This window comes from Bacillus cereus group sp. MYBK101-2 (assembly GCF_051918845.1).
Lineage (GTDB): Bacteria > Bacillota > Bacilli > Bacillales > Bacillaceae_G > Bacillus_A > Bacillus_A paranthracis.
This window is the reverse complement of record NZ_JBQAIE010000001.1, coordinates 934,807-947,808: the sequence shown is the minus strand read 5'-3', so window position 1 is coordinate 947,808 and position 13,002 is coordinate 934,807. Positions and strand designations below refer to the sequence as shown.

Below are 13,002 nucleotides of genomic sequence, written 5' to 3'. Positions count from 1 at the left end.
TAATTCATTTCTTGTCTTTCATGAAATTCATTTTTTATGTAATATATATACATAAGAAGATGTAGCGATTATCGAGAATAAAGAACTTCTTGTATAGACTAGGAGTGAATGGGAATGGATTTTGCAACACTTATTGGAATCATTTTAGGAGTAGTGGCGGTAGTTGTAGGGATGGTCGTCAAGGGCGCTGACGTAATGGCCTTAGTTAATCCTGCCGCAGCATTAATTATTTTTGTTGGTACATTTGCTGCAGTATGTATCGCATTTCCGATGGATCAATTAAAAAAGATTCCAAAATTATTTAAAGTTCTTTTTGGTTCTAATAAAAAAGATTTAAGTTATGAACAGTTGCTAGAATTGTTTGTTCATTGGACATCTGAAAGTAGAAAATACGGTATTTTGTCTTTAGAGCAGCAATTAGACAAAATTCAAGATGAATTTCTTTTGCGTGGTATGAAGTTTGTGATTGATGGCGTATCTGCAGAAGATTTAGAACAGATTTTAGAAGCTGAATTAGAAGCAATTGAAGAAAGGCATGCAAAGGGGGCAGCAATTTTTTCTCAAGCTGGTACATATGCACCAACATTAGGGGTTTTAGGTGCTGTTATTGGTCTTGTAGCTGCACTTGGTAATTTAACTGATATTGAAAAGTTAGGTCACGCTATTTCGGGTGCATTTATTGCAACGATTTTTGGTATTTTCTCAGGTTATATACTATGGCATCCATTTGCAAATAAATTAAAGCAAAAATCTGCAGCTGAATTAGAGAAAAAACGTTTAATTATTGATTGTCTATTAATGTTACAAGAAGGTACATATCCGTTTATTATGAAGAACCGCATTTTAGGTGCACTTTCTGCAACTGAGCGCAAAAAGCTTGAAAAAGGGGCAGAAAAAAATGCGGAGTAAAAAAAATAGAAGAAGTAAAAAGAAAAAACACGAAGAACATATCGATGAAACTTGGCTAATCCCTTATTCTGATATGTTAACGTTGTTGTTTGCATTGTTCATCGTTTTATTCGCAATGAGCAGTATAGATGCTGCTAAGTTTAAACAGATGGCTGTTGCTTTTCGAAGTGAATTAGCTGGTGGAACAGGTAACAAAGAATTTTTAAGTGATCAGAAGCCAAATGATGAAAAGGAATTATCAGCAAGTAGTTTAGAGTCTGAGAAGATTAAAAAGAATGCTGAAGCTGAAGTAAAGCAACAAGAAATGAACGAATTAAAAGCGGTACAAAAAGGTATTGATAAGTATATTGAGGAAAATCGATTATCTTCTTCTTTTAAAACTGATTTAACAGAAAAGGGATTGAAGGTAACGATATTAGAAAATGTACTATTTGATTCTGGGAAAGCGGACGTAAAATTAGAATCGTTAAGTATTGCGAAAGAAATGTCTAATTTACTTGTTTCAGCATCACCTCGTGAAATCACAGTATCTGGACATACAGATAATGTTCCTATTGCAAATGCGCAATTTGCATCGAACTGGGAATTAAGTACGCAGCGGGCAGTTAATTTTATGCAAGTATTACTGCAAAATAAAGAATTACAACCAGGAAAATTTAGTGCAGTTGGTTACGGAGAATACCGGTCAATTGCTCCAAATGATACGCAAGAAGGAAAAGCGAAAAATAGACGTGTAGAAGTGTTTATTTTACCTTTAACGAGAAATATGCAATAAAAGAGGAGGGCACATGCCATCCTCTTTTATTTTGCATCAAATGATTTTAAGTTGTCATGGCGGATTTTATTTTTTTCTGCATCTGATTTTTTGAAATCATAATCATATAAAGCGCCTTCCCAATCACCATACATCGGATTAGGGAAAATAATAAATTTCTCACCAAATTGTGCTTTTGAATCTGCTACTGCTTGATTGCGATCTTTTACAGACTTTCCATCAAAACCAGTGAAGTCAGATAAGTTATCACCGAAGAATAAGACGATATCATGTGTTTGAGAAACGAGTTCACGTCGTTTTTCTTTTCCTTTTTCTTTCGGGTCTTGTAGTAATATATGTTCTTTTGTTGCTTGAGGAGCGCCTACACGCTCAAGATTTTTAATTGTTGCATCTAGTTGGTTTGTTTTACGATTTGAGATGTAGTAAATATCTACACCTTTAGACTCTGTATATTTTAAGAAATCAATTGCACCTGGAAGGGCCTCAGCTTCAGCCTTATTAATCCAATCATCCCATTTATACGGATAGCCTTTTCCTGTTTTTACGCTCATTGCTTGATGAGGACTGTTATCTAAAACAGTTTCATCTAAATCAAGTACGATAGCGGGTTTTTTCTCGGTTCCTTTTGCAAGAGCTGCATCAAGTTTCAATTGACCGATATTGTATCCTTGGTAGTACAGTGCTTTCGTTTCACCGGCTGTTTGATACCATAAATCAGCCATTAATTGCTGGTCTGTTAATTTTACTTTCTCTTCTTTCGCCACTGTTTTCTCTTGTGTTCCTGAACATGCTACAAGCGATGTAGATAGAACCGCTACAGATAATAAAGTGGTAATGCTCCTCTTCATCTTCATATGTACCCTCCTTGATGTTAGAAAACCAGTTAATATTATATATCGAAAAATAATATTTTTTGTATGAACATTTGCATATTGTCTTTTATATATATAGTAGTATGTCCTATATTAGAAAGATGAGAAAAAATGATGGGAATTATTTTGTCAATTATAATTGTCGGAATGACAATTATAATTGACAAATCACGTGATTTTATTTACAATTTTAACTAAATGAAACAAATGATGGATTAGAGAGATGCTACATAATAAGAGGATGGAGTGTAGTGCTATATTTTATCCTGAATAAACATAGTCTTTGAAAGAGAGTATGAATGATACTAAAGGGGAGGCTTTATACTTTGAGTTTACAAATTCAAAACTTAACGAAACAATTTGGGGAATCAAAAGCTGTTAACAGCTTGCAAATTTCATTACCAAAAGGTGAAGTGTTAGGATTACTTGGACGAAACGGTGCAGGAAAAACAACGACAATCAAAATGCTTCTCGGACTATTAACGCCTAATGAAGGCTCTATTACATGGGATGGAAAACCATTTGGGACTAGTGGGGTAACGATAGGATACTTACCAGAAGAAAGAGGTTTATATACTAAAAGTAGAGTAATAGACCAGTTGCGATATTTTGGTAGATTAGAAGGAATGACGAAAAAAGAAGTAGATCTTGCTATTGATCACTGGTTAGATCGATTAGCAATACCAGAATATAAATTTAAAACAGCAGGAGAGCTTTCAAAAGGGAACCAGCAAAAAATTCAATTAATTGCTGCTCTTCTTCATAATCCAGAACTTCTCATTTTAGATGAGCCATTTAGCGGACTGGATCCAGTGAATGCTGGAATGTTAGCTAGCATTATTGAAGAACAAGTACAGAGCGGAAAGACAATTATTTTATCTAGTCATCGTATGGAACAAGTAGAGGCTTTTTGCCAACATGTATGTATTTTGAAAAAAGGCGAAGCAGTCGTAAAAGGCCAATTAAGTGATATTAAAAAACAATATGGTTTTCGTAATTTAACGATTGAAGATACAGAAGTGAATGAGAAGGGATTAGAAGCTATACATGTATCGTATGAAAAACAACAAGGCCTTCTTTATGTGCGAGTACAAGATGATGCAGAAGCTCTAAACATTTTACAACAATTACAAGAACAAGGTGTTACCTTACGACAATTTAAAATGTTAGAGCCGACGTTAAACGAAATCTTTGTAGAGAGGGCGAAATAACGATGCGTAAATTTTCTCACGTATTTTCATTTTATTTTAGAGAAGCATTTTTATCTAAAAAATCATTAATTATGAGCGCAATTTTATTTTTAATTGTTTTTGGAATTTTTGCGTTCAATCATCTTACTTCAAATAATGATAAAAATAAGGATAAAGATAAAATTGCAGTTGTGTCAGAGAGTTCTACATATAAAATCCAAAAAGAAGAGTTAACTAAGTTATTACCATCAGCTAAATTAACAATTGGTTCAAAAGAAGATTTCAATAAACTACATAAACAAGTAGAAGAAGGCGAGTTAGACGGCTTGTTTCGTGTAACTGAAAAGAATGGAGTTCCAGAAATTACGTATATGTTTAATGGGTTCGCTAGTGAAACAACTTCTACAATTATAGGTAGTTATTTAAAGGGACAATATATGGCGGTAACTGTTGCTAAGCATAATGTTTCACCAGAAATTGCACAACAATTACAAACGGACATTTCCGTGAAACAAGAAGCAATAAAAGATCGTTCTGCCTCTGCCGGAATCGCATATTTCTTCATATTCGCTTTATATATGTTTATTGTTGCGTTCGGAAGCACAATTGCGATGAATATTGCTTCTGAAAAAGCTTCTCGTGTTATGGAAGTTATGATTCCGAAAGTAAAACCTCTTACGATGATGTATGCAAAAATTTTAGCGGTTGTTTCAACGGCGTTATTGCAACTTATCATATTAGCATGTGGTTATTTAGTTCCTTATTTACTAGGGTGGATAGATTTAGAAAATGGTTCATTATTTGGCGTAATTGATGTTACAAAGTTAGATGCAAAAATAATCGGTATGTTCTTAATTTATTTTGTTACAGGATATTTCCTGTATGCGATGATGTATGCAGCTGCTGGTGCGGTTGTTTCTAAGACTGAGGATTTGCAAGGTGTAATGCTACCGATTTCAATTTTAATAATTGCAGCATTCTTTATAAGTCTTAAATCATTAGGTGACCCAAATAGTACTATCGTTGTTATAAGTTCTTATGTTCCATTCTTTACCCCGATGGTTACATTCTCACGCTTTGTAGCTGGCGAAACTGGTATGTTAGAAATTATGATAACATTGGCGGGGCTTTTAGCGACAATCGGTATATTAAGTGCTGTTACAAGCCGCATTTACGTAAACGGCGTAATGAATTACTCAGACAAAGTGAAATTTAAAGACTTAGCGAAATTTATAAAGCGTCAATAATGAGAGAAAAGCATGATTTCCTATTGAAATCATGCTTTTTCTTTATGTATAAATTAAAAATAGTATATAATAATAAGAGTCGTCTTTTAATAGAATGAATAAAAAGGAGGGTGTGCAGATGGGAATTAGTAGTCGTTTTACAGTAGGTGTTCATATGCTGACATTACTTGCGATAGATCGAAACTCTCGCTGTACCTCTGAATGGATTGCCGGTAGTGTGAATACAAATCCAGTTGTGATTCGTCGCATTACAGGAATGTTGAAGAGAGCAGGACTTGTTGATGTACAAGCTGGTAAAGGTGGTACGACACTTGCTCGTGATTTAGAAGAAATTACATTACTTGATGTATATAAAGCAGTGGAAGTTGTAGAAGAAGGACAGCTATTTTCCTTCCATGAAAATCCCAACATTGAATGTCCAGTAGGAGCTAATATTCAATCAGTATTAGAAATTATTTTAATGCAAGCGCAAGAAGCGATGGAAAATGTACTTGCAAATGTAACGGTAGATCAATTAGTTACAAATTTAAAGTCTAAAATGAAAGAGTAAAAAAGCGAGCATCCTCATAATGAGGGCTCGCTTTTTTTATTTAGAAATATTGAAAATTCTATTTTTCAGTATTTAAAATGAATTTGCCTACGATAGCTGCTACGATACCGCCAAGAATTGGTGCAACGATGAATACCCATAGTTGAGAAAGTGCTTCTCCGCCAACGAATAAAGCTGGTGCGATACTACGAGCTGGGTTAACAGAAGTTCCAGTTAACGGAATACCTAATAAGTGGACTAAAACTAATGTGAAACCAATTACTAATCCTGCTAGAGAAGAACTTCCTTTTTTACCTGTTACAGCGACGATTACTAAAATGAATACGAAAGTTAAAATAAATTCAACTAGAAATGCTCCAGATAAACCAAGAGTTCCAAAACCATTTTGTCCTAAATTATCTAAAGGTGTTTTAGCGGATTGTAAAATTGTTACCAATGTTGCAGTTCCTAATAAACCACCTAAAATTTGAGCTAATACATAATAACAAAGTTCCATAGCGTTCATTCTTTTATTGATGAACATAGCTACTGATACTGCTGGGTTAATGTGACATCCAGAAATTGTTCCGATACTATATGCCATAGCCACAATAGATAGACCGAAAGCCATAGCGATTCCTAATGTTCCAATTCCTTCAATTCCGCCGCCAATGACAGCTACTCCAGTTCCGAATAATACTAGTACAAATGTACCAATAAATTCAGCGATTGCTTTTTTTAACATAATTTACCTCCTATTATTGCGCATGAACCGTATTATAACATAGGTTTTAGTATAAACAGCCAATGAAATACTATTCTGATAAGGCGAAATAGGGGGACAATAAAAAAAGAATATGGTTCTTTGTCACAGAACCATACTCTTTTTTATGCTGTTTTTTTCTGTTTAACGACTGGAACAGAACGGTTTAAAATGCTATTTGCAACCATTCCTAACATAATAATAATCATTCCAAGTAGGGAAAGCCCGCCAGGAAATGAACCATTTAAGAAAACAATTTCGCCAAGCACGGTAAAGACCATCGTTCCAGCTTGTGTTGCTTCAACAGCTCCAAGCAGAGCGAGATTATCTTTTGCTAAGTCAGTAGCAAAGAAAAATGTCATTGTCGCTATAACGCCAGAACATAATGCTAATAAAAATCCTTGCAGCATTTGGCTTGATGTTGGAATACCGGTAGTAGAAAATCCGTATATAACAAGTAAAATGGTTATAGGAAGACTGCCTATTGCCATGCCTAATACACGTTGGAATGTATCAAGACGCCCGCCAACAAGTTCCATCATTTTTCGATTACCGAACGGATATAAGAAAGCAGCTAACACGACAGGTAAAAAACCTGAAATGAACTGAGTTATTGTAATGTGACCTGCAGCAGTTGCTTGCATACAAATTACACCAAGTAAAATAAATAAGGCGACATATAAACTACGAAGTGGAATTTTTCCGCGTACAAGTTTTGTACCTGATTTCGTTTCTATTTTAACGAAAAATAGTGGTGATAGTAGTAAACCTGCTAATATCGTAACTTGCCAAGTTCCAGCAACGAGCCAAGCTGGAGAAAAGACAGCTGCAAAACTTAATAAAGAATAGAAACCAATACCAGCAACAGACCCCCACCCGATCCAAGCCAATGGATGTTTCTTTAATTCTTCCCATAACCCCCTTAAGTTTTTGCGAAATAAAACGATAAGGAATAAAATAGGGAGAGCAAATAAAAAACGGAAGGAAGCTGTCCAAGCCCAGCTCGTTCCAGATATATTCATCGCTCGATTAATAATAAAGGTTGCGGAAAAAAAGGCTGATGATAAAAGGCCTAATAAAATTGCGCGCATGAAGTATAGCACTCCTTTCGAAATTTGAACAATATGTATAGTATAATATACTTTAATGTTATAAAAGTAAACTATTTTATATTTTAAGGTGGTTTTATAGATGAAAGAACATGAAGATATGCAAACGAAAGAAGTCATTCAGCAAGTAGGTCAGTTATTAAGGCAAATTCGAAATGAGCAAAAATTAAGTTTAGAAGAATTAGCTCAAAAAACAGGAGTTAGTAAATTAACATTAGGAAAGATTGAAAGAGGCGAAACGAATCCGACGTTAGCCGTCATTTGGAAAATAACGAAAGGATTATCGATTCCTTTATCGAGATTGATGGTTGTTGGAGAACCTGTAGCGGTTGCGCGCTGCGGAGAAGGATTTGCAGTAGATGTAGGACAAGCATGGCATTTAGAAACAATGTTCCGTTATACGAAAGAAACGGGGATGGAAATGCACCGTGCTTGTTTACGATCGAATAGTATATATGAACCAGAAGCGCATCATGAAGGTGCTATTGAGCTTGTAACGGTAATGAAAGGGAAAGTATCGATTCAAGTAGAAAGCGATGTATACGAATTAAATGAGTTTGACTCTATTCAATTTGAAGCGAATAAGAAACATAGTTATAAGAATGAAGAAGATGAAGTGGCAGTATTACATTTAACGATGAAATATTCTTCGTGAAAAAATCACCTATAGAATGCTATAGGTGATTTTTTATATTTCCATTAAGTATATGCATAATGTCACTAGTACGAACGCGGCATAAGTAATAAACAAATGAAATAAACTAAAAAACCAGTCCCAAAACATAAAATAGCAATAACCCAAAGTATGCGAATAAGAGTAGAGCTAATATCAAAATATTCTCCTAAACCACCACATACACCAAATAACATTTTATCAGTTTCGGATTTATATAATTTTTTTGACATATTACGATCAACTCCTTTTTATAGCAAACTATATACTTCTATTCTATATGGAAATTTATGAGAAGACTATGAGGTTGTATGACATTTTTTTTAGGAACAGTCATATTAATTGTCTTAATTTTCAGTTGATATTAAAATTATGGTAAGAGGTAACTTTTAATAAAGGGTGGGGAAATAGAGATGGCAGTATATTGGTTGACTAATGTAATGCTTGAATCGGGATATACATATGAAGAGGGGATAATTTCCCGAACAGAAACAGAATTATGTAGTTTACTTATTGAGGATGGTCGAATAAAAAAAATTATAGCTGGGGCTGTTCAAGAGGAAGGAGTACTCATTCTTGATGCCAATCGCTTATTAATTTTACCGGCTTTTGAAGAGATGCATATTCATATTGATAAAACCTATTATAGTGGCCAGTGGAAAGCTTGTATGCCAGCAGAAAGTATCTTTACACGTTTGAAAGAAGAAGAAAAGATTTTGCCAAAGCAACTAGCAACAGCTCAAGATAGAGCGGAAAATATGCTAGCGTTATTGCTTCGAAACGGTGCGACGAATATAAGAACGCATTGTAATGTTGATCCGATTATTGGGCTTGGTAATTTGGAGGCGACGTTAGCGGCATTGAAAACATATAAAAATCAAGTTTCTGGTAGAATCGTTGCGTTTCCGCAACATGGATTATTGCGCAGTAATTCTGTGCAACTCGTGAAAGACGCGATGCGTATGGGTGCGCAACTAGTTGGTGGAGTGGATCCAGCTACAGTGGATAATGATATTGAAAAATCATTACATACCATTATGGATATCGCGGTAGAATTTAATGCGGACGTTGATATTCATCTGCATGATGCGAACAATCTTGGAACGTTTACGATGAAAAGATTGGCAAGTGTAACAGAAGAAGCGGGATGGCAAGGGCGCGTAACGATTAGTCATGCGCTTGGACTTGGTGGTGTTACGGATAAAGAAGCTGAAGAAGTGGCAGAAAGACTAGCTGCTTTAAACATTGATATTACTTCAACGGTGCCAATTGGGAAACAAGTAATTCCAATTCCGTTATTAGATAAAAAAGGTGTGAAAGTTTCGTTAGGAAATGATAGTATTACTGATCATTGGTCACCGTTTGGAACAGGTGATATGCTGCAAAAGGCAAATCGGTTAGCGGAACGTTTCGGATGGAGTGATGAAAGGTCTTTAGGAAAAGCTCTTCGCTTTATTACGGGAGGAAAAGAAACGTTAAACAATGAAGGGAAGCGAACATGGCCGAATGTAGGAGATGAAGCGAGTTTTGTTTTGACGAATGCAACATGCGCTGCGGAAGCGGTAGCGCGTCAAACAGAGAAGCGTTTAGTCGTGCATAAAGGAAATGTTGTTGTTGGCAGTTTAAATGAGGTGGAATTAAATAATCTTGTGTAAAAGAATCGTTTAAATGTTTTGAAGAGGGTTCTAATTGTGAGTGTAGAACCTTTCTTTTTTATGCTTACAACATATTTTTTATAGGAAAGCTAGAAGGGATGAACAATTTGGACAATCAACATAACCAAAATCATATTATGGGAATTTTGCAATGGTTTATATTTTTATTAGCGAATTCAATCGCATTACCAATTGTCGTTGGCGGATTATTTCATCTTACGACGGAAGAAATATTTTATTTAATGCAGCGTACATTTTTTGTAGTTGGTATATCTTCTTTTTTACAAGGGTGGCTTGGACATAGACTACCAATTGCGGATGGGCCAGCTGGATCTTGGGTTGGAGTATTTACCGTACTTGCATACGCAACTGCCGGGCAAGATCAATTACATAGTACGTTGCAAATTTTAGAATTAGGAATGATAATTTCCGGTGTTATTTTAATAGGATTAGGAGTAACTGGTTTTATCGGACGTATTTTATTTTTATTTACGCCGCTTGTGACAGGGACGTTTTTACTTTTATTATGTTTACAATTAAGCGGTGTATTCCTAAAAGGAATGCTAGGGATTACTGCTACTGCTTCCCAAATCGGTGGATTTACAGCGATAATCGCGTTTAGTATATTTTTGTTCGTTATTTTACTATCTAATTTTGGAAAAGGTTTTGTCAAAAGTTATGCGGTTTTAATAGGATTAATTAGTGGATGGATTCTTTTTCTAATGGCAGGGAAAGTTACGATTCCATCTCAAGTAACTCAGTTTGTGCAACTTCCACAAATATTTGCTTGGGGACTTCCAAAGTGGAATACAGGTATGGCAGTATCAAGTTTCGTTATGGTATGTATTTTAGTTTCAAATACAGTAGCAGCTATTATAGCAATTAATCAAGCTACCATTCAAAAAGCGACTATTGAACAGAAACAGTTGAAGGATGGTACGTGGGTTGGAGGGATTTCGCACATCATTTCTTCCGTATTTTCAACTGTAGGTGTCGTTCCGTTACCAGCAACGGCAGGATTTATTCGCTTAACAAAACAAAAATATATACGATCGTTCTTATTAGCGTGTATGTTACTAGTCATAATGTCGATGTTTCCGAGTGTTATTCGTTATTTAGCATCGTTACCATCCGCTGTTGCATCTGCAGTTTTAATGGCTTCATTCGTACAGCTAATTGGAATTGGATTAAATAATATAAAACAAGTGGAGCTTAATGAAAGGAATGTAACAATTTTAGGTATTGCAGTATTATTTGGCAGCGGTGTTATGTTTTTACCGTCTGGAGCACTCCAATCATTGCCGTCTGTTATGCAATATATATTTGGAAATGGTTTGTTCGTAGGTACAGTTGTCAGCATATTACTAGAACAAATATGGCGTACCGAAAAGTAAGTGGATATAAAGAGTGAACGCACTGTATAAAAGTCTAAAATAACATGTGAAATAAAGCCCATTTTCATTCACCACCCGCACATTTCGTTCATACAATATCTTGACTAAATAAACACCCAACTTACACATACACAGCTCTGGCTTAAGCAAGGAGGGTTATACCAGTTGAAGGAAAAAGCGTATCAATCTAAACCTTTACTCACAAAGAGAGAGAGAGAAGTATTTGAATTACTGGTTCAAGATAAAACAACGAAAGAAATTGCAGGTGAACTTTTTATCAGTGAAAAGACAGTTCGTAACCACATCTCAAATGTGATGTGTAGGGATTGCAAAGAAATAGAGATTTAAGAAGAGAGAGAATTAGAAATATCCATTATTACAATCCTTAGGAAGAATAATGGATATTTCTAAGGATTGTAATAATGGATAAATAAGAGTATACATTTTTATAAAGAAGATGATGGTAATCTAGAGGAAGAAATATACTCTCTTGTAATTACACGCCATAGATGTGATGCAAATAAATCAGGTAGTGCAATCATAGTTTGATTGAATTTGATTGAAAATTTCGGGTCAATTTGTTGTAAAGTTCGTGTAATAACAGCAGCTTCCATAGGAGTATCTAATTGTACAAATGAACTTAATTCCATGTAGTGTTCTTCTTCAATATTATTTTCATAATCTGCTGTTTCTACTATGCCTGTAGCAATTCCCCTTGCGATAATTCCTTTTCCGTTGCTATATAAAAAAACTAAGTCATTTGGGCGAATAAGGCTAATGTAGTGTTTCCAAGGTGAATAGTATGCTGCACATTTTTCTTGTTGAAGCATTTGTTGTTCACAATTCGGATTATGGGTAAGATTGGTATTAATAATATAGGCATTTCGCATTTTATGTTCTCCCCTCATATTTGAATTCAATTTATTATACCACATATATCCAATTTTGACGGTTACGTTAAACATACAATATATGAAGTTCATTTGCCATTAATGGCTTACTATTTTGATATACTAAATAGAAAGTTTAGTTACCAGAACTGATGGGGAGAAGAAGCGTGCTCACATTAGAGGAGTATATTGTCCGACGAAAGCGAGAAAATCAAATAAACGAATTTGATAAAGATGCACGAATGGAAAATTTACAAAAGTGTGTGAGTTATGTCTTTGAGTATTTTAATAATTATTTGGACATTACCAAAGTGGAAGAACGAACAAATCTTAATAATGAAAGACTGGAAAAGTACAGAAATCAGCTGAACCAATATGAACCCGAAGTACAAGAATGGCTGGTTGACCTTTATGAAGAGTATATAAACAACTGAATCGTTCTATCATTCATTTTTTGAAAAAAGAAAAGTTGTTTCTTTTATGCAACATGGATAGTGAATTTAGGGGTATTTCGTATGAGTGTTATGCTCACTTGAAGAAAAAATATTCGTTTTTACGAGATCAAACTGAAATGCTGTTCTTATTTATTAAGAATCATCATCAAATTCAAAGTCAGATTTTTATGGAGTATAATAAAATTTTCATTACAGAAGAAACAAACGAATGGATTGAAAAATCATGGTTGAAACATCAGGTTAATGTGGCGGCATTTGCTTTTGATTGGATTAATCGTTTTCACGCCAATCCAGATATGTGGCAGGGAAAGCATAAGCGAAAAAGTCGAAGTGATTTTAGGGAGTATGAATACGATATAAAACAGAAAAACAACTTGTTTAACCTCGACACTCTTTATAAAAGGATGCCGAAGAAATCGTTTGTTAAGGGGAGAAAACAAGAGTTTGAAATTTTAATGATATACTTTTGGCTGTATGAAATAGAAGGTGATGACGAGAATTATTGGTAGGAATATTTAAATAAAATGTTAATAGAAAGGAG

14 protein-coding genes and 1 pseudogene are annotated in these 13,002 nt (G+C 34.8%); 10 read left to right on the top strand and 5 right to left on the bottom strand.

What is annotated here, in order from left to right; all coding sequences use genetic code 11:
• Positions 1-114 precede the first annotated feature (114 nt).
• Positions 115-909, top strand: a complete 795-nt coding sequence (gene motA / locus ACTFSI_RS05005; RefSeq protein WP_000344867.1) for a flagellar motor stator protein MotA — start codon at positions 115-117, stop codon at positions 907-909.
• A complete protein-coding gene (motB, locus tag ACTFSI_RS05000) occupies positions 899-1,684 on the top strand; it encodes a flagellar motor protein MotB (RefSeq protein ID WP_001256753.1) in 786 nt (261 codons plus the stop codon). The genes motA and motB overlap by 11 nt, the downstream gene beginning before the upstream one ends.
• Positions 1,685-1,710: 26 nt before the next feature.
• Here motB and ACTFSI_RS04995 read toward each other — a convergent pair whose 3' ends face one another.
• On the bottom strand, positions 1,711-2,538 hold the full coding sequence (locus tag ACTFSI_RS04995; RefSeq protein ID WP_000782823.1) for a 5'-nucleotidase, lipoprotein e(P4) family: 828 nt from the start codon (positions 2,536-2,538) through the stop codon (positions 1,711-1,713).
• A gap of 344 nt (positions 2,539-2,882) precedes the next feature.
• Between ACTFSI_RS04995 and ACTFSI_RS04990 the strand changes: the two genes are divergently transcribed.
• The 3 genes from ACTFSI_RS04990 (at position 2,883) to ACTFSI_RS04980 (ending at position 5,543) form a co-directional block, all read left to right on the top strand.
• Complete coding sequence (locus ACTFSI_RS04990; RefSeq protein ID WP_138321048.1) at positions 2,883-3,767, top strand: ABC transporter ATP-binding protein; 885 nt, start codon at positions 2,883-2,885, stop codon at positions 3,765-3,767.
• 2 nt (positions 3,768-3,769) lie between these two features.
• Positions 3,770-4,993 carry an ABC transporter permease gene (locus ACTFSI_RS04985; RefSeq protein WP_001224962.1) on the top strand — a complete coding sequence of 408 codons (1,224 nt, stop codon included), beginning with the start codon at positions 3,770-3,772 and terminating at the stop codon, positions 4,991-4,993.
• Between the two features lie 118 nt (positions 4,994-5,111).
• Positions 5,112-5,543, top strand: coding sequence for an Rrf2 family transcriptional regulator (locus ACTFSI_RS04980; protein ID WP_000512998.1), 432 nt, complete (start codon positions 5,112-5,114; stop codon positions 5,541-5,543).
• A 58-nt stretch (positions 5,544-5,601) separates the two neighbouring features.
• Here ACTFSI_RS04980 and ACTFSI_RS04975 read toward each other — a convergent pair whose 3' ends face one another.
• On the bottom strand, positions 5,602-6,267 hold the full coding sequence (locus ACTFSI_RS04975; protein ID WP_000913202.1) for an aquaporin: 666 nt from the start codon (positions 6,265-6,267) through the stop codon (positions 5,602-5,604).
• A 143-nt stretch (positions 6,268-6,410) separates the two neighbouring features.
• Positions 6,411-7,376 (bottom strand): DMT family transporter, encoded by a 966-nt coding sequence (locus ACTFSI_RS04970; RefSeq protein ID WP_044790610.1) that lies wholly within the window; start codon positions 7,374-7,376, stop codon positions 6,411-6,413.
• Between the two features lie 100 nt (positions 7,377-7,476).
• Between ACTFSI_RS04970 and ACTFSI_RS04965 the strand changes: the two genes are divergently transcribed.
• The gene (locus tag ACTFSI_RS04965; protein WP_000658051.1) at positions 7,477-8,049 is read left to right on the top strand and encodes a helix-turn-helix domain-containing protein; all 573 of its coding nucleotides are present in this window, start codon (positions 7,477-7,479) and stop codon (positions 8,047-8,049) included.
• Positions 8,050-8,114: 65 nt separating this feature from the next.
• On the opposite strand, the gene ACTFSI_RS04960 is transcribed toward ACTFSI_RS04965, so the two are convergent.
• A complete protein-coding gene (locus ACTFSI_RS04960; protein ID WP_000038792.1) occupies positions 8,115-8,300 on the bottom strand; it encodes a PspC domain-containing protein in 186 nt (61 codons plus the stop codon).
• A 180-nt stretch (positions 8,301-8,480) separates the two neighbouring features.
• On the opposite strand from ACTFSI_RS04960, the gene ACTFSI_RS04955 reads away from it, so the two are divergent.
• From ACTFSI_RS04955 to ACTFSI_RS04945, 3 genes are all read left to right on the top strand, one after another.
• Positions 8,481-9,722 carry an amidohydrolase family protein gene (locus ACTFSI_RS04955; RefSeq protein WP_138321050.1) on the top strand — a complete coding sequence of 414 codons (1,242 nt, stop codon included), beginning with the start codon at positions 8,481-8,483 and terminating at the stop codon, positions 9,720-9,722.
• Between the two features lie 98 nt (positions 9,723-9,820).
• The gene (locus ACTFSI_RS04950; protein ID WP_138321052.1) at positions 9,821-11,116 is read left to right on the top strand and encodes a purine/pyrimidine permease; all 1,296 of its coding nucleotides are present in this window, start codon (positions 9,821-9,823) and stop codon (positions 11,114-11,116) included.
• Positions 11,117-11,281: 165 nt separating this feature from the next.
• Positions 11,282-11,464: a helix-turn-helix domain-containing protein gene (locus ACTFSI_RS04945; RefSeq protein WP_088356233.1), complete on the top strand. Its 183-nt coding sequence runs from the start codon at positions 11,282-11,284 to the stop codon at positions 11,462-11,464.
• Between the two features lie 98 nt (positions 11,465-11,562).
• Here ACTFSI_RS04945 and ACTFSI_RS04940 read toward each other — a convergent pair whose 3' ends face one another.
• The gene (locus ACTFSI_RS04940) at positions 11,563-12,006 is read right to left on the bottom strand and encodes a hypothetical protein (RefSeq protein WP_249277928.1); all 444 of its coding nucleotides are present in this window, start codon (positions 12,004-12,006) and stop codon (positions 11,563-11,565) included.
• A 167-nt stretch (positions 12,007-12,173) separates the two neighbouring features.
• Between ACTFSI_RS04940 and ACTFSI_RS04935 the strand changes: the two are divergent.
• Positions 12,174-12,970: pseudogene (locus ACTFSI_RS04935) on the top strand (hypothetical protein).
• The last annotated feature ends 32 nt before the right edge of the window (positions 12,971-13,002 follow it).

Bases quoted from the DNA above. Each gene is read 5' to 3' on its own strand.
- ACTFSI_RS04940 (WP_249277928.1), bottom strand. From the start codon at position 12,006: ATGCGAAATGCCTATATTATTAATACCAATCTTACCCATAATCCGAAT.
- ACTFSI_RS04980 (WP_000512998.1), top strand. From the start codon at position 5,112: ATGGGAATTAGTAGTCGTTTTACAGTAGGTGTTCATATGCTGACATTA.
- ACTFSI_RS04950 (WP_138321052.1), top strand. From the start codon at position 9,821: ATGAACAATTTGGACAATCAACATAACCAAAATCATATTATGGGAATT.
- motB (WP_001256753.1), top strand. From the start codon at position 899: ATGCGGAGTAAAAAAAATAGAAGAAGTAAAAAGAAAAAACACGAAGAA.
- ACTFSI_RS04955 (WP_138321050.1), top strand. From the start codon at position 8,481: ATGGCAGTATATTGGTTGACTAATGTAATGCTTGAATCGGGATATACA.
- ACTFSI_RS04970 (WP_044790610.1), bottom strand. From the start codon at position 7,376: ATGCGCGCAATTTTATTAGGCCTTTTATCATCAGCCTTTTTTTCCGCA.
- ACTFSI_RS04985 (WP_001224962.1), top strand. From the start codon at position 3,770: ATGCGTAAATTTTCTCACGTATTTTCATTTTATTTTAGAGAAGCATTT.
- ACTFSI_RS04960 (WP_000038792.1), bottom strand. From the start codon at position 8,300: ATGTCAAAAAAATTATATAAATCCGAAACTGATAAAATGTTATTTGGT.
- ACTFSI_RS04975 (WP_000913202.1), bottom strand. From the start codon at position 6,267: ATGTTAAAAAAAGCAATCGCTGAATTTATTGGTACATTTGTACTAGTA.
- ACTFSI_RS04995 (WP_000782823.1), bottom strand. From the start codon at position 2,538: ATGAAGATGAAGAGGAGCATTACCACTTTATTATCTGTAGCGGTTCTA.
- motA (WP_000344867.1), top strand. From the start codon at position 115: ATGGATTTTGCAACACTTATTGGAATCATTTTAGGAGTAGTGGCGGTA.
- ACTFSI_RS04965 (WP_000658051.1), top strand. From the start codon at position 7,477: ATGAAAGAACATGAAGATATGCAAACGAAAGAAGTCATTCAGCAAGTA.